The sequence below is a fragment of the Pseudarthrobacter sp. NS4 genome, assembly GCF_024758005.1.
GTDB lineage: Bacteria > Actinomycetota > Actinomycetes > Actinomycetales > Micrococcaceae > Arthrobacter.
The window spans coordinates 2,251,660-2,276,098 of the sequence record NZ_CP103288.1; the positions used below are offsets into that span (position 1 = coordinate 2,251,660).

21 protein-coding genes are annotated in these 24,439 nt (G+C 66.0%); 7 read left to right on the top strand and 14 right to left on the bottom strand.

Annotated elements, in window-relative coordinates:
* Positions 1–5: 5 nt before the first annotated feature.
* The 4 genes from era to NXY83_RS10615 are packed head-to-tail and all read right to left on the bottom strand — an operon-like array spanning position 6 to position 3,835.
* Entirely contained in the window at positions 6–965 is a 960-nt protein-coding gene (era, locus tag NXY83_RS10600) for a GTPase Era (protein ID WP_258802211.1), read from the bottom strand.
* On the bottom strand, positions 949–2,280 hold the full coding sequence (locus NXY83_RS10605; RefSeq protein WP_258802212.1) for a hemolysin family protein: 1,332 nt from the start codon (positions 2,278–2,280) through the stop codon (positions 949–951). Before NXY83_RS10605 ends, era begins: the two co-directional genes overlap by 17 nt.
* Positions 2,277–2,750 (bottom strand): rRNA maturation RNase YbeY, encoded by a 474-nt coding sequence (gene ybeY, locus NXY83_RS10610; RefSeq protein ID WP_258802213.1) that lies wholly within the window; start codon positions 2,748–2,750, stop codon positions 2,277–2,279. The genes NXY83_RS10605 and ybeY overlap by 4 nt, the downstream gene beginning before the upstream one ends.
* Positions 2,747–3,835 (bottom strand): PhoH family protein, encoded by a 1,089-nt coding sequence (locus tag NXY83_RS10615; protein WP_258802214.1) that lies wholly within the window; start codon positions 3,833–3,835, stop codon positions 2,747–2,749. Before NXY83_RS10615 ends, ybeY begins: the two co-directional genes overlap by 4 nt.
* 388 nt (positions 3,836–4,223) lie before the next feature.
* Between NXY83_RS10615 and NXY83_RS10620 the strand changes: the two genes are divergently transcribed.
* Positions 4,224–5,138: a GerMN domain-containing protein gene (locus tag NXY83_RS10620; RefSeq protein ID WP_397427601.1), complete on the top strand. Its 915-nt coding sequence runs from the start codon at positions 4,224–4,226 to the stop codon at positions 5,136–5,138.
* On the opposite strand, the gene NXY83_RS10625 is transcribed toward NXY83_RS10620, so the two are convergent.
* The 3 genes from NXY83_RS10625 to hrcA all read right to left on the bottom strand — a co-directional run bounded on the left by NXY83_RS10625 (position 5,125) and on the right by hrcA (position 8,133).
* Complete coding sequence (locus tag NXY83_RS10625) at positions 5,125–5,904, bottom strand: 16S rRNA (uracil(1498)-N(3))-methyltransferase (RefSeq protein ID WP_258802216.1); 780 nt, start codon at positions 5,902–5,904, stop codon at positions 5,125–5,127. The genes NXY83_RS10620 and NXY83_RS10625 overlap by 14 nt on opposite strands.
* A gap of 2 nt (positions 5,905–5,906) precedes the next feature.
* Entirely contained in the window at positions 5,907–7,034 is a 1,128-nt protein-coding gene (dnaJ, locus tag NXY83_RS10630) for a molecular chaperone DnaJ (RefSeq protein WP_258802217.1), read from the bottom strand.
* Between the two features lie 85 nt (positions 7,035–7,119).
* Positions 7,120–8,133, bottom strand: coding sequence for a heat-inducible transcriptional repressor HrcA (gene hrcA / locus NXY83_RS10635; RefSeq protein ID WP_258802218.1), 1,014 nt, complete (start codon positions 8,131–8,133; stop codon positions 7,120–7,122).
* 176 nt (positions 8,134–8,309) lie between these two features.
* On the opposite strand from hrcA, the gene NXY83_RS10640 reads away from it, so the two are divergent.
* Positions 8,310–9,161 carry a DUF3097 domain-containing protein gene (locus tag NXY83_RS10640; protein WP_258802219.1) on the top strand — a complete coding sequence of 284 codons (852 nt, stop codon included), beginning with the start codon at positions 8,310–8,312 and terminating at the stop codon, positions 9,159–9,161.
* A 114-nt stretch (positions 9,162–9,275) separates the two neighbouring features.
* Complete coding sequence (locus NXY83_RS10645) at positions 9,276–9,695, top strand: DUF4870 domain-containing protein (protein WP_258802220.1); 420 nt, start codon at positions 9,276–9,278, stop codon at positions 9,693–9,695.
* A gap of 78 nt (positions 9,696–9,773) precedes the next feature.
* Here the strand turns inward: NXY83_RS10645 and hemW are convergent, their stop codons facing one another.
* Positions 9,774–11,003: a radical SAM family heme chaperone HemW gene (gene hemW / locus NXY83_RS10650; protein WP_258802221.1), complete on the bottom strand. Its 1,230-nt coding sequence runs from the start codon at positions 11,001–11,003 to the stop codon at positions 9,774–9,776.
* Between the two features lie 36 nt (positions 11,004–11,039).
* Positions 11,040–12,893 (bottom strand): translation elongation factor 4, encoded by a 1,854-nt coding sequence (gene lepA / locus NXY83_RS10655; protein WP_258802222.1) that lies wholly within the window; start codon positions 12,891–12,893, stop codon positions 11,040–11,042.
* 174 nt (positions 12,894–13,067) lie between these two features.
* Here lepA and NXY83_RS10660 point away from each other — a divergent pair, with 174 nt between their 5' ends.
* A complete protein-coding gene (locus NXY83_RS10660; RefSeq protein WP_258802223.1) occupies positions 13,068–13,646 on the top strand; it encodes a type II toxin-antitoxin system PemK/MazF family toxin in 579 nt (192 codons plus the stop codon).
* 170 nt (positions 13,647–13,816) lie between these two features.
* On the top strand, positions 13,817–14,077 hold the full coding sequence (gene rpsT / locus NXY83_RS10665) for a 30S ribosomal protein S20 (protein ID WP_230119666.1): 261 nt from the start codon (positions 13,817–13,819) through the stop codon (positions 14,075–14,077).
* Positions 14,078–14,218: 141 nt separating this feature from the next.
* On the opposite strand, the gene holA is transcribed toward rpsT, so the two are convergent.
* The 5 genes from holA to leuS all read right to left on the bottom strand — a co-directional run bounded on the left by holA (position 14,219) and on the right by leuS (position 21,828).
* Positions 14,219–15,112, bottom strand: coding sequence for a DNA polymerase III subunit delta (gene holA, locus NXY83_RS10670; protein WP_258802224.1), 894 nt, complete (start codon positions 15,110–15,112; stop codon positions 14,219–14,221).
* Positions 15,061–17,202, bottom strand: a complete 2,142-nt coding sequence (locus NXY83_RS10675) for a ComEC/Rec2 family competence protein (protein ID WP_258802225.1) — start codon at positions 17,200–17,202, stop codon at positions 15,061–15,063. The genes holA and NXY83_RS10675 overlap by 52 nt, the downstream gene beginning before the upstream one ends.
* Positions 17,203–17,229: 27 nt before the next feature.
* The gene (locus NXY83_RS10680; protein ID WP_258802226.1) at positions 17,230–18,192 is read right to left on the bottom strand and encodes a helix-hairpin-helix domain-containing protein; all 963 of its coding nucleotides are present in this window, start codon (positions 18,190–18,192) and stop codon (positions 17,230–17,232) included.
* 49 nt (positions 18,193–18,241) lie between these two features.
* Complete coding sequence (locus NXY83_RS10685; protein ID WP_258802227.1) at positions 18,242–19,228, bottom strand: DegV family protein; 987 nt, start codon at positions 19,226–19,228, stop codon at positions 18,242–18,244.
* 71 nt (positions 19,229–19,299) lie between these two features.
* On the bottom strand, positions 19,300–21,828 hold the full coding sequence (gene leuS / locus NXY83_RS10690; RefSeq protein ID WP_258802228.1) for a leucine--tRNA ligase: 2,529 nt from the start codon (positions 21,826–21,828) through the stop codon (positions 19,300–19,302).
* Positions 21,829–22,122: 294 nt separating this feature from the next.
* Here leuS and NXY83_RS10695 point away from each other — a divergent pair, with 294 nt between their 5' ends.
* Both NXY83_RS10695 and NXY83_RS10700 read left to right on the top strand, forming a co-directional pair.
* On the top strand, positions 22,123–23,004 hold the full coding sequence (locus tag NXY83_RS10695; protein ID WP_258802229.1) for a PEP/pyruvate-binding domain-containing protein: 882 nt from the start codon (positions 22,123–22,125) through the stop codon (positions 23,002–23,004).
* 11 nt (positions 23,005–23,015) lie between these two features.
* Positions 23,016–24,419, top strand: a complete 1,404-nt coding sequence (locus NXY83_RS10700; RefSeq protein ID WP_258802230.1) for a PEP-utilizing enzyme — start codon at positions 23,016–23,018, stop codon at positions 24,417–24,419.
* Positions 24,420–24,439 lie beyond the last annotated feature (20 nt).

Consider the following 24,439-nt stretch of genomic DNA (forward strand, 5'->3'; position numbering starts at 1 on the left):
CCGGGTCAGAAACCCAGTTTGACCAGCTGCTTTGGGTCCCGCTGCCAGTCCTTCGCCACCTTCACGTGGAGGTCCAGATAAATGCGTGTGCCCAGGAGCGCCTCGATGCCCTTGCGCGCATTCGTCCCCACTTCACGCAACCGGCTGCCGCCCTTGCCGATAATAATTGCTTTTTGGGAGGGACGCTCCACGTAAAGGTTGACGCGGACGTCCAGAAGCGGGCTGTCCTCGGGCCTGTCCTCCCGGGGAATGATCTCTTCGACCACCACGGCGAGGGAATGGGGCAGTTCGTCACGGACGCCTTCGAGGGCGGCCTCGCGGATCAGTTCGGCGACCATGACGGCCTCCGGCTCGTCAGTCAGTTCGCCGTCGGGATACAGCGGGGGCGACGGCGGCATGTGGCTGATCAGCACATCCGTTAGGGTTTCCACCTGGAAACCATCGGTGGCGGATACAGGCACGATGTCCTTCCAGCCCTCTTCCCCCATCACTTCGCGGCCCAGCGCCGCGACTGCCAGGAGCTGTTCGGTGAGGGCCTGGCGGTCCACCAGGTCCGCCTTGGTGACGATGGCGATCACGGGCTTGCGTCCCACGGCAGCCAACTGGGCGGCAATGAACTTGTCACCCGGGCCGATTTTTTCGTTGGCCGGCAGGCAGAAACCGATGGCGTCCACCTCGGCAAGGGTGTCCGCCACAAGGTCATTCAGGCGCTTTCCCAGAAGGGTACGCGGCCGGTGGAGGCCCGGGGTGTCCACGAGGATCAACTGGGCGTCCTCCCGGTGCACGATTCCCCGGATGGTGTGGCGCGTGGTTTGCGGTTTGGCGGACGTAATGGCCACCTTTTTGCCTACCAGGGCGTTTGTCAGGGTGGACTTGCCCGCGTTCGGGCGCCCCACCAGGACTGAAAAACCTGCGCGGAAGCCGCCAAAGTCTTCCTCTGTTGCGGCTTTATTTTTCTTGCTCACGTGGAACTCCCTGCTGGGTTGCTTCCGCCTCTTCGAGGAGGTCTTCAAGGTCAGTGTCTACTCTTGGCACCGCTGCCGCAATGATGTGGCTGACGCGGTTCCGCCGGCCTTCAAGCCGGTCGGCCCGCAGCGAAACCCCGTGGACCTCCACGTGGCTTCCAACAATGGGAACCCTGCCGAGCGCTTTGGCGAGCAGGCCGCCCACGGTGTCCACTTCGTCGTCGTCAAGCTCGATGTCGAAGAGTTCGCCGAGGTCGTCGATGCTCATCCGCGCGCTGACCCGGTAGGAGCCGTCGCCCAGTGGCACCGCCTCGGCGCTTTCGGTGTCATACTCATCCACGATTTCGCCCACGATCTCTTCGATCAGGTCCTCCAGGGTAACGAGCCCGGCGGTACCGCCGTATTCATCGATGACGATGGCAACGTGCGTGGATTCCTTTTGAAGTTCACGCAGCAGGTCGCTCACCGGCTTCGATTCGGGTACGTACCGGACCTCCCGGGCCAGGGATTCGACCAGTGGCGGTTCCTCATTCGGGGCCAGCTCATGCAGGACGGCGGCAACGTCCTTGAGGTAGATGATCCCCAGGATGTGGTCTGTATCCTCGGCGATCACGGGGATCCTGGAATAGCCAGAGCGCAGGAACAGCGACATGGCCGTGCGAAGGCTGGAGCCAGCCTCAATGCTGAGAATGTCCGTCCTGGGCACCATTACAGCGCGCACCAGCGTGTCGCCGAAGTCGAAGACCGACTGGATCATCTCAGCCTCGGTGTCCTCAATCATGTCGGACTCACTGGCGCGCTCCACCAGTTCGCGGAACTCCTGCTCGCTGAAGAACGCTTCATCGCCGCCGGGGGCGCCGGGGGCAGCCGTACTTCCCAGTGCCACGAGCCAGCCCGGAATCGGGCCCAGGACCCAAGTAAGGAACCGGATCATGGGGGCGGTGAAGCGGACCACGGCAGCGGAGTGCAGCCTGCCCAACTGGCGGGGCGAGACGCCCACGATGACGAATCCCAGCAGGGCCATGATGCCGGTAGCTGCCAGGCCGGCAAGCCAGATGTTGTCCAGCAGGCTGTAAAGCAGGACGGCGACAGCCACTGCCGAGGCCATTTCGAACCAGATGCGCCAGAACCTCAGGGCCCGGATGTGGGCCACGGGCTGGGCGAGGATCCGCCGCATGGACGTGCTGCGGCTCCTCATGAGAGCTTCCTCGGCGTCGTGCCGCGGGAGGAAGTTGAAGGCCGCCTCGGCCGCTGTCAGCACCGCCGCGATACCCAGGAATACCAGGCCCATCGCGACCAGGAGCACCGGGGTCACTGGGTGGTCTCGGCAGGTGCTTCTTTGCCGGTGAAGCCGGACAGGAGTTCCCGCTGGAGCCCGAACATCTCGGCCTTCTCCTCGGGTTCTGCGTGGTCGTAGCCCAACAGGTGCAGGATTCCGTGGGTTGTCAGGAGCAGCATTTCATCCTGGAGCGGATGGCCCGCGTTCTTGGCCTGGACCGTGGCGACCTGGGGGCAGATGGCGATGTCGCCCAGCATTCCCTGGGGAGTGGGCCGGTCCGGTGTTCCGGGGGTGAGTTCGTCCATGGGCACGGACAGGACATCGGTGGAGCCGGGCTCGTCCATCAGCTCGATGTGCAGCTTTTCCATGGCCGGCTCGTCCACCAGGAGGATCGAGAGTTCGGCCTGGGGATGGATATACAGCTGTTCAAAGATGTACCGGGACAATGCAACGAGTTCAGCTTCGTCCACCTGGACGCCGGACTCGTTGTTCACCTCGATGCTCAAGCGTGTTCCCCCTGTTTTTCCTTGCTTGTCGAATGCTTGACGCGGCTCCGCTGCGTATCGTCCCAGACGCTGTAGGCATTGACGATGTCACCCACCAGGCGGTGCCGGACGACGTCGGCCGCGTCCAGGACGGAGAAATTCACACCCTCGATGCCCTGCAGGATCTCCTCCACGATGCGCAGGCCGGAGCGGGTGCCGAAGGGCAGGTCAACCTGGGTAACGTCACCGGTGACCACCATCTTGGATCCGAAGCCCAGCCGCGTCAGGAACATTTTCATCTGTTCGGGCGTGGTGTTCTGCGCCTCATCGAGAATGATGAACGCGTCGTTGAGGGTGCGCCCGCGCATGTAGGCGAGGGGTGCCACTTCGATGGTTCCGGCGGCCATGAGCCGCGGAATGGATTCGGGGTCCATCATGTCGTGCAGTGCGTCGTAGAGCGGGCGCAGGTACGGATCGATTTTGTCGCTCAGGGTTCCCGGGAGGAAGCCCAGGCGCTCCCCGGCCTCAACTGCCGGACGGGTGAGGATGATGCGGCTGACCTCTTTTTGCTGCAGCGCCTGGACCGCCTTGGCCATGGCAAGGTAGGTCTTGCCGGTTCCGGCCGGCCCGATGCCGAAGATCACGGTGTTGTCATCAATGGCATCAACGTAGTTCTTCTGGTTCAGCGTTTTCGGGCGGATGGTCCGGCCGCGGCTGGACAGGATGTCGTGGGTCAGCACATCCACCGGGTTCTGCAGGGACTGGGTACGCAGCAGGGCTACCAGCTGCTGCAGCACGGTTGGACTGATCACCGTCCCGCGGGCTACGAGGCCGCGGACTTCGTGGAGGAGCCGCATGATCCGTGGTACGTCAGTGGTGGGACCGCTGATGGAGAGCTCGTTGCCGCGGACGTGGAAATTGACGTCCGGAAACTGTTCCTCGATGTACCGCAGCGCTTCATCATGGCTGCCAAGTGATTGGACCATCTGATCGGAGTTGTCGAAGAGGACTACCTCGGTCCGGATGCCGGGGAGGGAGTGGGGAAATTCCCCGGCCGTGCCCTCTCCTGTGGTGAGCCGGCGCTTTCCGTTCGCTGATTCAGTCATGGTGCTGGCCCGCAGGCCTGTGATCCCCTCGAGGTCGGTTCAGTTGTTGACGCTGATGCGGGGAGTCCGTTGCCCGTTCTCCTTGCCCGGCGATCCTTCCATCTTACGCCAGCACGTCCCTCCGCCGGATACCCCAATGCAGGCCACCCGGGTGAAAAAGGGGCAAGGCAAGGGACCCGTTTACGTCATTAGGTATCAACTTCATATCGGCCGGATATCGTTCCCGTTGCAGTTGGGCACCCGGCCGGCCGCGCGGCACGTGGCCCCCGCGGGTTGTGTAATGCTGGAAATCCAGCATCAGGCCGCCCGGGGATCGGCCCTCCATGTCATGAAAGGACGGGCAACAAAAGTGCCGGAAACCGCCGCGCCCAAGAGGGCGGCCCGAGCCGTGGGCCGCGCGCGCACGCTCTCGCTTGCCGTTCTGTTGGCAGCTGTCCCGGGCCTGACCGGTTGCATTGCGGAAGCCGGGCCGTCACCCACAGCCACGCTGGTCACAGGGCCGGCTGTCTCAGGCACAGCCCAGGCTCCGGCCACCAGTGCACCGCTGGAAACCACCCAGTCCTCCAATAAGGCACCCGTCTACTGGATTGGCCGCAGCAACAGCGACGTTTTCCTGTACCGGGAATTTCGGGATGTTCCCGAGCAGGAAAATCCTGTGACGCGTGCACTGCGCGCCATGATGTCGGACAAGCCGCTGGACCCTGACTTCTTTACGCCGTGGCAGAACCCGAGCAAGCTCGCTAGCTCGATTTCCGGCAAGGACGTCATCACCGTTGATGTTTCAGAGGATGCCTTCAACAGCAACGTCGACGCCGACATGGCAGCGCGGGCCATCCAGCAGCTGATCTACACGGCAACGGCCGCGGCCGCCAGCTCGGGCCTGGTTGACTCCGGGCAGCAAATCCGGGTGCGGATCCTGGTGGACGGGCATACGGACTACGTGGCTTTCGACCACATCCAGCTGGGGGCCCTGATGACCCGGACTTCCGGACTGGTGGCGCCAGTCTGGATCATCGATCCGCAGGAAGCCGTGGAAGTCCCGCAGGGCAGCGTCAAGATCACCGGACGCAGCACGACCGCGGGCGGCAAGCTCCGCTGGCAAATCCTCCAGTCCCGGGACAACGGCGACAAGGAGCCTTTTCTGACCGGCGAAACCACCGCTTCGCCGGAGCAGGGACAGGCCGGCGTATTCACTCTGGCGCTTAACCTGCCGGCGGGCGACTACGAGCTGCGCGTCGCCCAGGCCGGCTCCGGCGGCCAGCCGGACCAGTACGAGGACAGCCGCGCCTTTAAGGTCCGGTAGCGGTCCAGCGTCCCAGTACGTCGCTGGCGAGGACGACGGCGGCGGGACCGGCGGTTGATGAGCGCAGGACGTGATGCCCCAGCAGAGCTGTGACCGCGCCTTTGTCACAAAGCTTCGTGACTTCCCGGGGGCTGATGCCGCCTTCGGGACCCACGATCAGGAGCACTTCCCTCGGCTCTGCTCCCCCGGCACCGTCCCACGCTTCGAGGACGTCCCGCAGGGGGCGTACCGCGTTTTCGTGGAGGATGACCGCCAAGCCGGCGGCCGCCACGGTGGCGGAGAGGGCGGCTGTGTCCACGGCGGGACGGACTTCCGGAACCCAGGCCCGGCGCGCCTGTTTGGCCGCCGCAGTGACAACGGACTGCCACTTGGCGTGGGCTTTGGCAGCCCGGTCACCTTTCCACCGGACGATGGAACGCTCGGACTGCCAGGGAATAACGGCGTCGATTCCGAGTTCCGTGGCCGTTTCGATGGCCAGTTCGTCCCGGTCCCCCTTGGCCAGCGCCTGGACCAGCACCAGCCGAATGCCGGGTCGGTCTTCGACAGCTACGGAGGTGCACTCCACCTCGAGCCGGGAGGAGGAAGCCGCCGTGACGCGCCCGCTCATCCTGGTGCCCGCACCGTCCACGATGTCGACGGCTTCACCGGGGGAAAGCCGTTTTACCGCTACCGCATGCCTGGCCTCGGGTCCTTCCAGGGTGAAAAGCGCTTCGGGCGCCATGCCGTCCAGCGACCCGGCAGGAGTGAAAAAGACGGGGTTGCTCACCGCTACAGGTTACCGAGCCGGTCCCGGAGTTTGGCGAACATGCCGCCGCTCGCTGCGAGCTTGCCGTCCGTGATCTGCTCGCCGCGAAGTTTGGCGAGCTGGCGCAGGAGGTCTTCCTGGGCCGGATCGAGCCTGGCCGGGGTCTCGACCTGGAGATGCACTTTCAGGTCCCCCCGGCCGTAGCCGCGCAGGTGGGTGACGCCGAGGCCGCGAAGGGTGATGATCTCGCCGGACTGGGTTCCGGGCTTGACGTCGATGTCCTGGGTTCCGTCGAACGTTTCCAGGCTGACCTCGGTGCCAAGGGCAGCGGCGGTCATGGGGATGTTCAGGGTGGCGTGGAGGTCGTCGCCGTCGCGGACGTACGTGGCGTCATTGTTGACGCGGATCTCCACGTAAAGGTCACCGGCGGGTCCGCCGGCGGGTCCTGCCTCGCCCTGGCCGGAGAGCTGGATCCGGGTGCCGGTGGCGACGCCGGCGGGAACCTTGATGGTCAGCGAGCGGCGGCTCCGGATGCGCCCCTGGCCACTGCATTCATTGCAGGGGTCCTTGATGACGGTGCCAAAGCCCTCACAGGAGCCGCAGGGCGCGGCCGTCATGACCTGGCCCAGGATGGAGCGCACGGCGCGCTGAACCTGGCCGCTGCCACCGCAGATGTCGCAGCGCTCCGGGTGCGTCCCCGGCCGGCAGCAGGATCCCTCGCAGGTGGGGCAGGTAACCGCGGTGTCCACTTCAAGCTTCTTGTTGACGCCGAACACGGCGTCGCGCAGGTCGATACGAACACTGATGAGTGCATCCTGGCCGCGACGGACGCGGGAAGCAGGACCGGACGAGCCGCCTGCACCGAAGAATGTGTCAAAGATGTCCTGGAACGCGAAACCCTGGCCGGCGTAGCTGCCGCCGCCAAAGCCGTTGTCCGTGCCGTTTTCGTTGCCGGTGGTGTCATAAACCCGGCGCTTTTGGGGATCGGACAGAACTTCGTATGCGTGGGTTACTGCCTTGAAGCGGTCCGCGGCGTCCGCGCCCGGATTAACGTCCGGGTGCAAGGTGCGGGCCAGCTTGCGGTAGGCCTTCTTGATCTCTTCTCCGGTGGCCTCCGGTGAGACTCCAAGGACGTCATAGTGGCTGCTCAAAGTTCGTATCTCTTCCTTGTTGTACTGCTTGCATATGGGCTGCCCTGCTCGTGCTCCCGGCCGCCGTGGCGCCGGGACAGACCAGTCAGGGTCCCAGGATCCGGGAAAGGTAACGGGCAACAGCCCTGACGGCGGCCATGGTGGTGGGATAGTCCATGCGCGTCGGGCCCAGCACGCCAATCTTTGCTGCACTGTCCGGGCCGTATCCCGTGGCCACCACCGACGCCTCGGCGAGGCCGTCGTAGGGGTTCTCCCTGCCGATGCTTACTGCCACTCCGCGGGGGTCCTGCGCCATCTCGCTCAGCAGGCGCAGCATCACCACCTGCTCTTCGAGGGCTTCCAGCACCGGGCCGATGCTGAGCGGGAAATCCACGTTGGACCGTGCGAGGTTCGCCGTGCCTGCCATGACCATCCGGTCCTCGCGGCTGTTTTGGGCCAGGCCCTCCAGCCCATGGGCCAGTGCCTGGGCCGCCTGGCGCCGGCCCGGGCTTACCGCGGAGACGACGGCGGGAAGGGCCTGGGCCAGCTGGCTTAGGGGTGTCCCCGCGAGGGAACCAAGGAACCGGCTCCGCAGGCCGGCCAGTGCGTCGTCTCCCAGATCCTGACCGACGTCGATGACGCGCTGCTCCACCTTGCCGCTGTTGACAATCAGGACCACCAGGACCTTGCGCGGTGCAAGCAGGACGAATTCGATGTGTCGGATCAGGGCACGGCTCAGGTGCGGATACTGGACCACAGCCACCTGGTTGGTCAGTTGTGACAGCAGGCGGACCGTGCGGTCCAGGACATCGTCAAGGTTATCCGAGCCTTCGAGCAACGACTGGATGGCGCGTCGCTCCGCCTGGGACAGGGGCTTGACGGCAGAAATCTGATCGACAAACAGGCGGTAGCCCTTATCGGTGGGAATCCGGCCCGCACTGGTGTGCGGCGCCATGATCAGGCCCTCATCCTCCAGAGCCGCCATATCGTTGCGGATGGTCGCACTGGACACCGAGAGATGATGCCGTTCGACCAGGGCTTTGGAACCGACCGGCTCACGGGAGTGGACGTAGTCCTCCACGATGGCCCGCAGTACTTCCAGCTTGCGTGGCTCGCTCACACTCCACCTCCATCCAGGGTCAGGGCGGCTGCAGCGCCCGCACCGTGCCACCACCAGGGTTAGCACTCGACATGCCTAAGTGCTAACAGTCTATTATGCCTCGCGCCGTTGTTAGCATTGGTACCGCTCCGGGCGAAATTCCGGGGGCACTGTTCTAGCGCTAGGCGGAGTCGATCATGGATTACCAGAACTGGGGGCCCCGGGACATGTCCGCTCCCGTCCGTACCCAATTGTCCGAAGTGCCGGTTGAGCGCGGAATGGTACTGGAGGATGTCCAGTCCGGCTGGGTTGGTGCAGTTATCCGGGTTGAAAAGTCCGGCGGTATGCACGTGGTGGTGCTGGAGGACCGGCGCGGCAAGTCGCGCACCTTCCGGCTGGGCTTCGGTTTCCTCCTTGAAGGCCGCGCCATCCGCCTGATGCCGCCTGCAGCGCGACCGGCAGCGTCCGGCCCCGCCGCCGGAAGAACCGCGTCAGGATCCGTGCGGGTAGCCGGGCAGCGGGCGCAGGTAGCCAAGGCCAGCCGCATCTGGGTGGAGGGCAAACACGATGCCGAACTGGTGGAAAAGGTCTGGGGAGACGACCTCCGGGTGGAGGGCATCGTCGTCGAACCCCTGCACGGAATTGACGACCTCGCCGGGGCGGTGGCGGACTTTCGGCCGGGACCGGGACGGCGCCTGGGCGTGCTCGTGGACCACCTGGTGCCGGACTCCAAGGAGTCCCGCATCGCCGATGCCGTGATGGCCTCTCCCGGTGCCGCCGGGAACGTGCTCATCGTTGGCCATCCGTACGTCGACGTCTGGCAGGCCATCCGGCCCGCTGTCCTGGGTATTGAACAATGGCCTGTTGTTCCCCGCGGGCAGGACTGGAAGACCGGAATCCTCGCAGCGTTCGGGTGGCCCCACTCCACGAAGGAAGATATTGGGCTGGGCTGGCAGAAGCTGCTGGGCGCCGTCCGGAGCTATGCAGACCTGGAAGCATCGCTGCTGGGGCGGGTTGAGGAAGTGATTGACTTCCTCACTGTTCCCTGAGTGGGCGGCGAACTTCCCGAAAGCCAGTATTCTTGGTAAAGCGGTGCCTGCAACCATGCAGGTCCGGCCAGGAACCATGCAATTGCACCATTTGCACTCTCGAAGGAACAGACTGTGGCAGAAAACGCACGTGATCACAGGGACAGCCAGGGTGGCACAGGCCGCTCCGAATACCACGGTGTCCCGGCGAATGCGCTGCCCCTGACGGCCAGCGAAGACCGGCAGTGGGCCACGCTGGCCCACTTTGGCGGGATCCTCGGCTGTGTACCTGCACTCCTGATCTTCCTGATTTTCCGGGACCGCGGGCCGTTTACCGCCCAGGAGTCCAAGGAAGCCCTGAATTTCAGCCTTCCGCCCACCATCGCGGCCGTGGTGGCGAACATCCTGGTTTTCATCCCGGTGATCGGCAACATCTTTGCCGTCATCGCGACGTTGATCTGGATTGCCTTGACCTGTTTCTCGGTGGCGGCCGGCATTCACGTAAACCGTGGCCAGCCGCACCGCTATCCGTACAACCTGCGCTGGATCAAATAGGGGCAGGACTTTCGCAGGACCTGCTAAGCGGAGTCCCGAGGGTTCCACTTGCGAGTGTTGGGAAAGGGGACCCGCGCGTTAGTCCGGCAGGATCCGGCGTACCACAGCGTCAGCCAGCAGCCGCCCTTTGAGGGTGAGGACCAGTTTCCCCCGGAACGCCGCAGTGGGGTCCACCAGGCCGTCCGCAATCAGGCCTGCGATTTCGTGCCGTCCGGCAGTGCTTAGGGTGGCCACTTCAAGGCCTGCCTGGAGCCGGGCCTCAAGCATAATGCGCTCGATGTTGCGGGTTTCCGGGTCCAGGGTTTCCCTGCCGGCCGCGGGTGAGTCGCCCTGGGCGAGCCGGTTCGCGTAGGCCGTGGGGTGCTTGACGTTCCACCAGCGGACGCCGCCCACGTGTGAATGCGCGCCGGGTCCAATCCCCCACCAGTCATCGCCGCGCCAGTAGGCAAGGTTGTGGCGGCACGCCTGCTCCGGGGTGCGGGCCCAGTTGCTGACCTCATACCAGCTGAGGCCGGCTTCCGTGATCAGCTGGTCGGCGAGTTCATACTTGTCGGCGTGGTCGTCGTCGTCGATACCCGGGACTTCACCACGGCGCATCTGGGCGGCGAGCTTGGTGCCTTCCTCGACGATCAGCGCGTAGGCGCTGATGTGGTCGGGCCCGTAGGACAGGGCGGTCTGCAGCGAGTGCCGCCAGTCATCGAGGGATTCACCGGGCGTTCCGTAGATCAGGTCCAGGCTGACGACGAGTCCGGCCTCCCGCGCCCACTGCACCACCTGCGGAACCCTGCTGGGTGTATGCGTCCGGTCGAGGACCTTCAGCACGTGCGGAACCGCGGACTGCATGCCGAACGAGACCCGGGTGAACCCGGCCTCCTTGAGGATGGCAAGGGATTCAGGAGTTACCGAATCCGGGTTTGCCTCGGTGGTGACCTCGGCCCCGTCCTCGATCCCCCACTGACCTACGGCAGCCCGAAGGATCAGGGCAAGGTCCTCCGCGGGAAGCAGGGTAGGAGTGCCGCCGCCGAAGAAGACGGTGCTGAGCTTCCGGGCAGGGAGTCCGGACCCGGCCAGCACCTCGGCCGCCAACGCCACTTCGGACACCGCCGTCCGGGCATAGGCATCCTGGGACGCCCCGCCACCAAGTTCGGTGGCGGTGTACGTATTGAAATCGCAATAGCCGCAGCGGACGGCGCAGAACGGAATGTGGACGTACAGGCCGAACGCCCGGTCCGCCGAACCGACCGCTGCCTGGGCGGGCAGCAGGCCGTCCGACGGCGCCGGGTCGCCGAGCGGAAGAGTGCTAGGCATTGCAGGGGCCTCCGGTGTTGCCGGACGCTGTGTTCACTACTTCTTGGCCTTGTCCTTGGACTCGTCTGTGGTCAGCGCGGCGATGAAGGCTTCCTGGGGGACCTCAACGCGGCCCACCATCTTCATCCGCTTCTTGCCTTCCTTCTGCTTTTCCAGCAGTTTGCGCTTACGCGAGATGTCACCGCCGTAGCACTTGGCCAGCACGTCCTTGCGGATGGCGCGGATGCTTTCGCGGGCGATGATCCTTGAGCCGATGGCCGCCTGGATGGGCACCTCGAACTGCTGGCGGGGAATGAGCTCGCGCAGCTTGGTGGTCATCATGACGCCGTAGGAGTAGGCCTTGTCGCGGTGTGTGATGGCGGAGAAGGCATCCACCTGCTCACCCTGGAGCATGATGTCCACCTTCACCAGGTCGGCCACCTGGTCGCCGTCGGCCTTCCAGTCCAGCGAACCGTAGCCGCGGGTCTTGGACTTGAGGATGTCGAAGAAGTCGAAGACGATCTCGGCCAGCGGCAGGCGGTACCGGATTTCCACCCGGTCCTCGGACAGGTAGTCCATGCCGCCCATAACGCCGCGCCTGCTCTGGCACAGCTCCATGATGGCGCCGACGAATTCATTCGGAGCCAGGATGGTGGCGGACACCATCGGTTCACGGACCTCGGAGATCTTGCCGGAGGGGTATTCGCTGGGGTTGGTCACGTGGACCACTTTCTTGTCCTCCAGCGTTACCTCATATTCCACGTTGGGGGCGGTGGAAATCAGGTCCAGGTTGTATTCGCGCTCGAGCCGCTCGCGGGTGATTTCGAGGTGGAGCAGGCCAAGGAAGCCCACGCGGAAGCCGAAGCCCAGCGCGGCGGAGGTTTCCGGCTCATAGACAAGGGCGGCGTCGTTGAGCATCAGCTTCTCGAGCGCATCGCGCAGCACCGGGTAATCCGTGCCGTCCAACGGATACAGGCCGGAGAAGACCATCGGCTTGGCATCGGCGTACCCGGGCAGCGAATCAGCGGCGGGCTTGGCAAGGTTGGTGACGGTGTCGCCGACCTTGGACAGGCGGACGTCCTTCACCCCGGTGATGAGGTACCCCACTTCGCCGACGCCCAGTCCCTTGGAAGGGGTGGGCTCCGGGGAGCTCACCCCAATCTCGAGGAGTTCATGGGTGGCCCGGGTGGACATCATCTGGATGCGTTCGCGCGGGTGCAGCATTCCATCCACCACGCGGACATAGGTAACCACGCCCCGGTAGGTGTCATAGACGGAGTCGAAGATCATGGCACGGGCAGGAGCATCGGCATTGCCCGTGGGTGCCGGCAGGTCGCGGACGATTTTGTCCAGCAGGACTTCAACGCCCATTCCGGTCTTCCCCGAGACGCGGAGCACGTCCTCCGGATCACCGCCGATCAGGCTGGCCAGTTCGGCGGCATACTTCTCGGGCTGCGCTGCCGGGAGGTCGATCTTGTTCAGCACCGGAATAATGGTGAGGTTGTTTTCCATCGCCAGGTAGAGGTTCGCGAGGGTCTGGGCCTCGATGCCCTGTGCGGCGTCGACGAGGAGGATCGCCCCTTCACAGGCGGCCAGCGAGCGGGAAACCTCATACGTGAAGTCCACGTGGCCGGGGGTGTCGATCATGTTCAATGCGTAACTGGTGCCGTCGAGTTCCCAGGGCATACGGACCGCCTGGGACTTGATGGTGATGCCGCGCTCGCGTTCGATGTCCATGCGATCCAGGTACTGGGCCTTCATATCGCGGGATTGCACCACGCCGGTGAACTGCAGCATGCGGTCCGCCAGGGTGGACTTGCCGTGGTCAATGTGCGCGATGATGCAGAAGTTCCGAATGAGGGCCGGATCTGTCGCGGCGGGCACCGGGGCGGTGCGGGCCATGGGAGACACGCAGGGTCCTTACTGTTGGCATTCACGCGGCCCGGCCGGGGCGCTGCAAAGGGCCCCTGCGGTTAAGCCGCACATCTGGAACCTCCAGTGTCCCACGTCCCGGGCTGCCGCACCGCATCCTTGCCGGGTTGAGCATTCATGCCATCGGACAGGTCCCGGCGATAGGGTGGCGGGATGGCTATCAATCTCCGTTCGCTGGGAAACGCCGTCCGAAGCGGCCTTCGGCTGCTGCGCGGTTCCGCGCCGGCAAAAGCTCCTGCCGGTCCCCTGCCGCCAGCTGGCCGTGCTTCCCCTGGTTCCGCATCCCGGGACCCCCTATCAAAGGGCGCCGTGTCATCCGGCCCTTCCGGCGATGCCTACCCCGGAGACTTCCGCGGGCATGCAGCAGTCCGGTATGCGCCCCAGCCCGACGGCGAACCGGATCCTGGCGAGGTGGTGTGGACCTGGGTTCCGTACGAGGAGGACCATACCCGCGGGAAGGACCGGCCCGTCCTGCTGGTGGGCCGGAGTGGGGAGTACCTGCTGGGGCTGATGCTCACCAGCAGGGACCGGATTCCCGCAGCGTCGGTCTCCATGGACTATGTGGACCTTGGCGTCGGGAACTGGGACAGGCAAGCCAGGCCCAGCGAAGCCCGGCTGGACCGCATCCTGCAGATCAGCCCCGGAAGCATCCGCCGGGAAGGCGCCGTGCTGGACCGGACCCGCTTCGAGAAAGTGGCGGCAGGGCTGCGCCGGCGACACGGCTGGGCCTAACCGGCCAAAATGGCCAGGTCCGCGGCTGACCTGCTATTCTTTATAGCTGTGTGTCCGTGCAGGTCGACGGCCACTGATGGTTGGCCGCCATAGGTATCCCCACGCCGCTCAGTCAATGGCCAATCTGAAAGCCCTCTAGACCATTTCCGCATTAAAAAGAGAGTTCACACGTGGCGAATATCAAGTCCCAGAAGAAGCGCATCCTCACCAACGAGAAGGCACGCCTGCGCAACAACGCAGTCAAGTCCGAGCTGAAGACGGCCATCCGCGCCGTCAACACCGCCGTTGAGTCCACGGACAAGGATGCAGCTGCTACTGCCCTGGTTACTGCCAGCCGCAAGCTGGACAAGGCTGTCAGCAAGGGTGTTCTGCACAAGAACAACGCAGCGAACCGCAAGTCGGCGATCTCCAAGAAGGTCAACGCACTGTAAGGTTTCCAGTTCATCTGAACTGATGGTTGTGGCCGGTACCCTAGGGTACCGGCCACACATCTTTAAGCAACGCCAGGTGCCTTTAAGCATCAGCAGGTGCCGGGTTTAAGCAGGATCTACTTCAGGCACCGGGGCGCCAGGTTACCTGCCCTGCACGGACATCGCTATCACGGTCACGGCGTGTTCCACGGCGTACACCGGATCGCGGGACAGTCCCTTGACCTGGGCGTCAGCCTCGGCGGTTGCCTGGATGGACCGGACGAGCCCCTCCGGGGTCCAGCGGCGGACGTCACGCTGCGCCTGCTCCACCAGCCAGGGCTGCATCCCCAGTTCCGCGGCGATCTGGGCGGCCGATCCCGATGCTCCGGCAACCCGGGCCACTGTCCTGAGCTTCGCTGCCAGGGCAGCCACCAGCGGAACGGGGTCGGCGCCCGTGGCGAGGGCATGGCGGAGCGTGGAGAGCGCCAGCGGCCCGTTTCCCGCCATCGCGGCATCAGCCACTTTGAAGGCCGTGGCTTCAATCCGGCCGCCGTAGTATCGGTCCACAACCTCGGCAGTCACTGCGGTTCCCGCGTCGGCGATCAGTTGGCTGCATGCCGCGGCCAGTTCGGAAAGATTGGCCCCGACGGCGTTGACAAGCGCATGGACGGCTTCCTGCTCAATACGCCGTCCGGAGGCTTTGAATTCAGTGGAGACGAACGCCATTTTGTCGGCGTCCTTCTTGAGGGGCTGGCAGTCCACTACGGGCCAGCCGCCTTTTTTGACGGCGTCGAGGAGCTTCTTGCCACGCGCTCCCCCGGCGTGCCGCAGGACCAGGACGGCATCCGGTTCCGTGTGGTCCACGTACCGAAGCGCATCTGCGAGGAAGGCGTCGTTCATTGATTCGAGACCTTCGACCTCGATCAGTTTGCTTTCCCCGAAGAGCGATGGACTGACCTGCATCAGCAACGTTCCCGCTTCATAGCCTGCAGCATCGATGCGGCTCACTTCCACATCCGGTGCCGCTGCCCGGACCTTCGCGCGGATGGTGTCCATTGCCCTGATCCCCAGGTATTCCTCGGGCCCGCTGACCAGGACGACGGCGGCCGGGTTAACGTCGCGCCAGGTGGCTGTGTTCGACGCCGGGGCACGGGTTGCTCGCTTTTGCGCGGCGGCCATCGGGGGTTCCTTCCGGAAAGTTTTGTGGAGTATCCCAGCCTGCCACGTCCGGGGCCGCGGTCAAAGCTGCAGCGGTGCCGGGCGGCGGTCATGCGCCGCTCCAGCACTTCAAGGAGCAGTACTGCGCGCTGGTGGCAGGCCAGTACCAGTTGTACTGCCCGCAGGGGCCTTGCCGCTGCCCACACCACAGCACCTGTCAGCACCGAGAGAAGGAGCATGGACAGCATCCCGGGCACACCCTCCGGCCAGGCAAGCGTGGAGCCGGGAAGCTGTGCGGCGATCCGGGCCGTACCGGCAACACCTGCGCTGAAGGTTCCCGCCACCGCGATGAGTATGGTGGCTGGCCACGGTGCCAGGACTACGAGTGGAACAGCCGCCGTCCCCAGCAGCGTAACCGGGGCCACCAGGGGCGAGGCGACCACGTTGGCCAGGAGCGAATACGTGGAGAACTGGGGCTGCAGCAGCACAATGACCGGCCCGCACAGAAGCTGGGCCGATAATGGGACGGCCACTGCCGCCGCTGCCCAGCGGGGAATGGCCGCGGGCGTCCAATCGATCATTCGCCGTCCCAGGACGATGATCCCTAGCGTCGCGAGAACGGACAGCAGGAACCCGAAACTGCCGCCCAGCCCGGGGTCCGTCAGGAGCAGGCCCATGACCGCCAGGCAGAGGAAGCTCAACCCCCGCCCGGATCGGCCGCCCGCCAGAGCGGCAACGGCCACCGCCCCCATCAGGGCTGCCCGCAGGACGCTCGCATCCGGGCCGACAAGGACCACGAACAGGCCCAGCCCGGTAAGGGCAACGATGGCCGCCGGAATACGGGGCAGGCGGAACCGCCGGCAGGCCAGCAGCACAGCACCCAGAACCAGGCTGCAGTTGGCTCCACTGACGGCCGTCAGATGGGTCATGCCCACCGCCTTCATCGCGTTTTCGAGCCCCTGGTCCAGGGCGCTTGTATCCCCGGTGACCATTCCGGGCAGCAAGCCAGCGGCATCTGGCGGCAGAAAGGCCGAGGCATCCACAAAACGGGTCCGTAAATCCTTGGCCGCCGCCAACAGCTTGGACCCGCCGACGGGCTTCCCAGGGGCGGATGACGCAGCAAGCGTGCCTGCTTCCGGCCGTCCCGGGTCAGCGGGACGAAGCTTTCCGGTGGCGCGCACGGTCTGTCCGGGAACCAGGGTGCCCCAGGCGCCGCCGCCCATGACAACCAACTGTGCCCGCGTCCGGAGCAACACGCCGCCCGTGGTTACCTCCCCGGTCACCACCGGCAGGGCCCAGCGTGTCGCCTGCCCGGCCTCTCCGGGCGCGTCGAGGGCGCGCGGCGCCCCGGCCACCTCGACGACGGCGACAACGGACTTACCGGAGGCTATGGCTGCGGCAAGCGGGCCGTCAAACCGCTGGCTGGACGCCACGGACGAATGTGCTGCGGCGGCAGCGGCCAGCAGGCAGGCGACAGCAGCGGTGGCGGGAAAGCTTCGCCTGCCCCGTGGCCGGACAGCCCGTGATGCCAGGGAGAGGCGTGCCAGCACGAGTACCGCCAGGGCGGACAAACCGAAACACATCACCACCAAAACAGACGGCGGCAACCACAGTCCCGCGATGGACGCACCCCAGACCATCGCGGCCGGCAACGCGAGGCGCACGTCTGTACGGCGCCTCCGTACTTCACTGCCGGCGTCGTTACCGCTTCCCCCGCCCTTCCCGCCGGCACGCTTCCGCACATACCCGGAAGCCCTGTCGCGGTATTCATGGAAGTTTCCGCGGCACGCCCGCGCGAGCCGGAGCGCCGGCCATTCCTGACGCATGTCTCTTGGATCCTGCGCAGCGGCATCCCGGGCAGGCAGCGGGAGGTCGTCCCTGGCCCCGCCCAGCTCAACGCCTGCAGCTTCACTGGACCCACCCTTGACGGCAGACTCGACGTAGCGGCTCCAGGGACTGGTTCCCCGCCACCCTGCGCTGTTACCCAACGGGCTGGCTGTTCACGGGGAATCCCATCACACCGTCACCAGGGGCAACAATGCTTCAAGCATTTTGGGCCCCACCCCGTCTACGGCGTCCAGTTCCTCGATGCTCTTGAAGGCACCGTGTTCCGTGCGCCAGTCCACAATCCGCTGGGCCAGGACGGGGCCTACCTTGGGCAGGGCATCGAGTTCCGCGGCGTCCGCGGTGTTGATGTTGATCTTCGAACCCGTTCGTGTGCCTGCTGCCCCACCGGCGCCTGCCCCTGCACCTGGCGTCCCTTCAGCTTCCGGTCCGCCCGGTGTCGCTTCACCGCGCCGGGGGACATGGATTTTCTGGGCGTCCTCGACAACAAGTGCAAGGTTGAGGCTGTTCAGGTCGGCATCCGGCGTCCCGCCCCCGACGGCTGCAATAGCCTCATGGAGGCGGCTTCCTGCCGGCAGCCGGACCACACCGGGCGCGGAGACGGCACCTGCCACGTGGACCACCACGGAGCCGGCGGCTGAATCACCCGGGGAAGGCCCGGTAGCGTCGGGTTCCCCGGCACCTCTTGGCTGCCCAACATTTTCGTCCTGCCCGCTAACCTCACCCGCATCCCCGTCCGGCGACACGGAAGCATCGGCCGCTGCAGAACTGCCCGGGCCACTCCCGCCCAGCGGCAGGATTTCCGGCCGGCCGGACGCAGTCTGCCACCAGAAAACGGCCCCCGCAGTAATGGCAAGGATTCCAAGGAGTATTGCAACACGCAGGCCCAGCCGCCACCGCAGCGCCGGACCACTCATTGTTACGCCCGCGGATTCCAGGTCCCCTCCGCCGTGCCCGGCCGACTGCCCTTCGGGGCCCGGCGGCGCAGGTTCTTCGGGCCCGCGGTATACGAACGCCTGCTCCCCGTCGCCCTCCAGCAGGAGACCCCGCGGGCCGGTCCCCAGGGTGGCCTGCAGCCTGTCCCTGGCATGGCGCGCCTTGTGACCTGCTGCTCCATCAACCCTGCGTGACATGCCTTCACGCTAGGGAACCCCGGGCGCCGGACGACAGGGCCGGAAGCGGCTATGTGGACAGAGGTCCGGGCACAATCCCGGCCACAGCCGTGTCCTGCCCGATGATGACGGCGAGGACTCCCAGTCCGGCATGCGCGGCCAGCACGGCGGGCAGGGAACTGATCTGGGCAGGCGGGCAGTTGGGCAGCGCCGCCGCAAGCCTGCCGGCCAGGCTTTCAGCTTCGTCATGATTGCCGAAGTGGTGGACGGCCAAACGGATGGACTGGCCGGGACGGGCCTGGGCCTCGGCGGCGACAATCTCCTCCAGGCGTGCCACTGCCTTGGCTGCTGAGCGCACCTTTTCCAGCGGGACGATCCTGCCGCCGTCGACCGCGAGGATGGGCTTGATGGCAAGCATGGTGCCAAGCAGGGATGCTGCGGCACCAATCCGTCCACCGCGGCGAAGCTGCTCGAGGCTGGGAACGTAGAAATAGACTTTGGTCCGGGCTGCCTGGCCTGCTGCTGCAGCGGCCACTGTGGCCGGGTCGGCTCCGGCTGCCGCCGCGGCCACTCCGGCCTGGACGGCCATGCCCAAGGCCATTCCAACGGTCAGCGAGTCGACCACTTCAACGGGAATATCCACCCGGGCAGCCGCGAGGCGGGCCGCGTCCGCCGTCCCCGAAAGCTCCCCGGAGATGTGGACGGAGACCACAGCCTCGTACCCCTGCCGGCGGGCGGCACGGTACGCCTGCTCGAACTGGCCCGGGGAGGGCCGGGACGTCTTGACGGGCGTCCCCGCTGCCAGGGCCAGCGCGATGGTCTCGAGGATGTCGTCTTCACCCTCGCCATAAATATCCGTCCCCACCATGACGGGCATGGGGATGATCCTGAGCAGTCCTTCTGCCTCCAGCCCGGACAGCCAGTCCGCGGGGAGGGCAGCAGCAGAGTCGGTCACCACCGCCGTCCGTACGACGCCGGTTCCTGGCTTGGGTGCGGGGCGGAGGCCCGCCAGGCGCGCGCGGAACCAGGGCCAGGCGGCGGCATTTCTCTCGGGCAAGGGGCCTCCTGGTGTCGGTGACCGGCCACCGGAATTTTTCCGGTGGCCGGGGCCGGCTTGCTGTGTGGCTGCTAGGCCGGGACGATGTTCACCAGTTTAGGTGCGCGGACGATGACCGTGCGGATGCCGCGGCCGTCCAGGGCACGCTGCACGTTCTCCGAGGCCAGCGCCAGTTCGCGCAGCCGGTCTTCGGAAACGTCCGGGGAAACGTCGAGCCTGTCCCGGACCTTGCCCTGCACCTGGACAACGGCGGTGACCGTGTCCTGCACGAGCAGGGAGGGGTCGTGCCGGGGCCAGCCGGCGTTCGCGACGGATGCAGGGTGGCCCAGGACGTTCCACATGTCCTCTGCGGTGTAGGGCGCAAAGAGGCTGAGGATGACAGCCACGGCTTCGGCTGCTTCCCGGACTGCCGGATCGGTGCCGCCGGCACCGGAGTCGATGGCCTTGCGGGTGGCGTTGACCAGCTCCATCAGCTTGGCCACCACAACGTTGAACTTGTTGGCGTCCAGCAGTTCCGCGGCGTCCGCGATAGTGCGGTGGGTGGCGGAGCGCAGCGTCCGGTCCCCACCGGCGGCGTCCGTGCCGGGAGCGCTGGCCACGTCCTGTGCCAGGCGCCAGGCGCGGGCAAGGAACTTGGCGGAGCCGGACGGGGAAACGTCGGCCCAGTCCACGTCGTCCTCGGGCGGGGAGGCGAAGATCATGGTCAGGCGCACGGCGTCCACACCGTACTTGTCCAGCTGCTCGCCCAGGTCCACGCCGTTGCCCAGGGACTTGCTCATGGCCTTGCCGCCGTTGAGCACCTGGCCCTGGTTGAGGAGGGCAGTGAAGGGCTCGTTCGCTTCGATCATTCCAAGGTCGTTGATGACCTTGGTGAAGAAACGGGCATACAGCAGGTGCAGGATGGCATGCTCCACCCCTCCTACGTACTGGCCCACGGGCATCCAGTCGTTGATCTTCTGGGGATCAAAGGGGCCCTCGGTGTAGTGGGGCGAGACGAAACGCAGGAAGTACCAGGACGAGTCCACGAAGGTGTCCATGGTGTCCGTGTCGCGCTTGGCGGGGCCGTGGCAGGTGGGGCATTCGACGTTCACCCAGGCTTCAGCTGCCGCCAGGGGCGAGGTGCCCTTCGGCGACAGGTCCTCACCGCGCAGGTCCGAGGGCAGCGTCACGGGCAACTGCTCATCCGGGACCGCCACCTCGCCGCAGGACGGGCAGTGGATGATCGGGATGGGCGTGCCCCAGAACCGCTGGCGGCTGAGCAGCCAGTCGCGCAGCCGGAAGTTCACGAACTTCTCTCCCGTGCCCTGGCGCTCCAGGATGGCGATCGCGGCCGGGATGGCTTCCGCCTTGGGCAGGCCGTTGAGCTCGCCTGAGTTGATCAGGGTGCCCTCCCCGGCTGTGGCGGTTCCGGAGACAGCCGGATCCTCCCCGCCGGTATCGAGCACCGCCCGTACTGGCAGGTCGAAGGTACGGGCGAAGTCGAGGTCCCGCTGGTCGTGGGCGGGAACGGCCATGATGGCGCCGGTGCCGTAGTCAGCCAGGACGTAGTCGGCGGCCCAGACGGGCAGCTTCTCATCGTTCAGCGGGTTGATTGCGTAGCGGCCGGTGAAGACGCCGGTCTTTTCGCGTTCAGTGGACTGGCGCTCGATTTCCGTGAGCGCCTTGACCTGCTCGCGGTAATCCTCCAGGGCAGCGGCGTGTTCGTCGGTGACGAGCTCCACGGCCAGCGGTGCATCCGCGGCAACCACAAAGAACGTGGCGCCGTACAGGGTGTCGGGGCGGGTGGTGAAGACCGTGACCTCTTTGGCGGGCTTGCCGCCGTCGGCCTCAATCACGAAGTTGACGTGGGCACCTTCGGAGCGGCCGATCCAGTTTTTCTGCATCGCCAGGACGCGCTCGGGCCAGTGGCCGCGCAGCTGTTCCATGTCATCGAGCAGGCGGTCGGCGTATTCGGTGATCTTGAAGTACCACTGGTTGAGCGACTTCTTGGTGACGGTGGTGCCGCAGCGTTCGCAGGCTCCGTTGACAACCTGCTCGTTGGCCAGGACGGTCTGGTCCTTGGGGCACCAGTTGACCGGCGAGTCCTTCCGGTACGCCAGGCCGCGCTCGTAGAAGCGCTTGAAGAGCCACTGCGTCCATCGGTAGTACTCCGGGTCGGAGGTGTGCAGCCGGCGCGACCAGTCAGCCGAGATGGCGTATCGCTTGAAGGACGCAGCCTGGGTGTCGATGTTCGCGTAGGTCCACTCGCTGGGGTGGGCATTGCGCTTGATGGCGGCGTTCTCGGCAGGCAGCCCGAAGGAGTCCCAGCCAATCGGGTGGAGCACATCGTAACCCTGCTGGCGCAGGTAGCGGGCCACGACGTCGCCCATGGCGAACGCCTCAGCGTGGCCCATGTGCAGGTCACCTGACGGGTAGGGGAACATGTCCAGCACGTAGCGGCGTTCCCGCGATCCGTCGTCGACAGGGGTGAAGACCTTCAGGTCTTCCCACACCTGGGGCCATTTGGCCTCCATGGCCGTGAAGCTGTACGTGCCCTCCTCGGGCCCATCCGCTGCCACTGTTGCTGCTGTTCCGGTCTCTGTCTCCGGCTGAACGCCCACTGCTGCCCTCTTCTGTTCTGTTACGGCATCTGTGCTGCCATAACGGCCTGATCCCCCTGCTGCCGGCCCGGAAATTCTCCCCGGACACACAAAAGCCCCTCACCATGGAGGGGCTGCCGCTCAGCTGTCCGTTGTCTCGGACACCCGGCGGCTAACTAAGCAGAAGGATCGCACGCATGGAACTACTTTAGCGCACCTGCGGCGGCCTGGGCCGAGCGGAAGGCCTATACCCCGCCCAAGGCTCAAAACTAGACTGTAGCCGGGCCGCGCGGCCCAGGATCCGGCAGGTGAACCATGCATGACGCTGCGGAGAACCACCCAGGCGGGGAGCCCGCCTTCCTACGTCTTGGTGAGGAAAATCGGCTCACACGGGAACAGGCAGGCGGCAAGGCCGCTGCGTTGTCGCTGCTGCGCGCGGCCGGGTTTTCCGTGCCGGCAGGATTCGTTGTAGCACGCGCAGCATTCGATTCCGGTTCAGGCCGGGACGATTGGGGGCAGCGGTTGAAGGATGCCGCCCGCGCTGCAGGCCCGGGCCCCTACGCCGTCCGTTCCTCTGCCGCAGCCGAAGACCTGCCGGGCGCTTCCTACGCCGGGATGTATGAAAGCCACCTTGGCGTGGGTGCCGCAGATCTTGCTTCTGCCGTAAACCGGTGCTTTGAGTCCGCCCGGACCGACAGGGTACGGGCCTACCACGAGTCCCGCGGGCGGTCGGACGGGCAACGCGACGCGGGGCAACCGGAATGGGGGGCCATGGCGGTACTGGTCCAGCAGATGGTGGACGCCGCAGCGGCAGGAGTGGCCTTCACCGCCAACCCGCTGACCGGTGACCGGGACCAGACGGTGATCTCGGCCGTGCCGGGCCTCGCGGACAACCTCGTCGCCGGCTCCGAGAGCGGAGAGGAATGGACGGTACGGAAGGGGCGCGCCAGCTGCACCCGCGGCGGCAGCGTCCTTACGTCAGAAAGCGCGACGGCGGTGGCCGCCGTCGCGCGGAAAGTCGCCAGGCATCGGGGTGCTCCCCAGGATGTGGAATGGGCCCTGGACCGGTCCGGCCAGGTGTACATCCTGCAGGCACGGCCGATGACAGCAGTACCGGACCCTGTTGTATGGCGCCGGCCGGGGAAGGGCGTCTGGTTGCGCAACTTCCGTCTCGGAGAGTGGTTGCCCGAACCGTGACGCCGCTGTTCATGGACTGGATAGTACCGGGCATCGACGCCGGCTATAACCGGGCGGTGGCCCGTTCCGCCGGCGTCAGCATCCCGATGGGACATGCGGCAGTCAACGGCTGGTACTACGTGGCCCCACCGACCCCACAGGCACTCCCCCGCCTTTTGTTTGGCGGCACGTTGCGCTCGCTGCCCTACATCTTCAACTCGGTGGTCCGGCCCATGATGGACCCCGCCGGGGCCGACCGGGCAGTTCTTCGAAGCCTGGAGGACGAATGGCGGAGCAGTTGCCTTCCCGCCTACCGGAGCCTGTCAAACGCACCGGACGGCGACGACGAGCCGGCCACCCTGCCGGAACTCGCCGCCCTGGTTGAACAGGTAGCCCGGGCAGCGGGTGAATACCTCTGGTACTTCTCCGCCGCGGGTGGTGCCGCCTGGAAAATGGAGATGGCCCTGGCCCGCTTCTGGCGCCGGCACCTGGCTGCGGCATCGGTACAGCGCCCCATGGGGGCCTCCGGCGCCGAGGGCTACCAGGTTCTGCTGGGTGGCCTGCTGACGTTGCCGCCGGGCTTCACGCCGCACGCGGTGTACAGCCTGGACTGGTACCACCGGACGGCCGGCAAGGAGGCCCTGCCAGCGGTCCCGACCGCCCAGGATGTCCCCGGACGGCGGGTTGCCGCCACCGCGGGTGAACGGCGCTGCGCGGCAGAGGCTGCATCGCGGAGCGTCCTGCGGGGCTCCCGTCACCTGCGCCGTTTCGACACCCTCCTGGCCGTCGCACAGCATTATGCGCTGCTGCGCGAGGAGCAGGCCCGCGACTTCACCCTGGGCTGGCCCCTGTTGCGACGCTGTGCCGCACGGATGGGAAGCATACTGCAGCAGGCAGGGGTCATCGGCAGCCCTGACGACATCTATTTCCTGACCCGGCAGGATTGGCGTACCGATGCGCCGCCCCAACATGCTGCCGTAGCCCGGCGGCGCGAGGACTGGCTGCGGCAACGGAAACTCGACGCGCCGCTCATGCTGGGAACTCTTCCCTTCATCGGCAACACCTTCGACCGGATCGCCAACAGCGCCCGGAGCAGCCGCACACTTCCCGGCGGTGCCCTGAAGGGCCACCCGGCAAGCCCTGGGCGTGCCCGGGGCCGGGTTCGCATAGTGGATGGTCCGGCGGGGTTTTCCAGCTTCCGGCCAGGCGAAGTGCTGGTGGCAAGGGCAACGGCTCCGGCATGGACCCCGCTCTTCACAGACGCGGCGGCCGTCGTCACGGACACGGGCAACCTGGCCGCCCATGCCTCCCTCGTAGCCCGCGAGTACGGAATCCCGGCAGTAGTGGGCACCGGCAACGCCACCCGGCTCCTGAGAACAGGACAATTGGTCACAGTGGACGGCAGCAGAGGAATAGTAGAAATGCACGAGGGCTAAGCAGGCCACTTTTTGCGGAA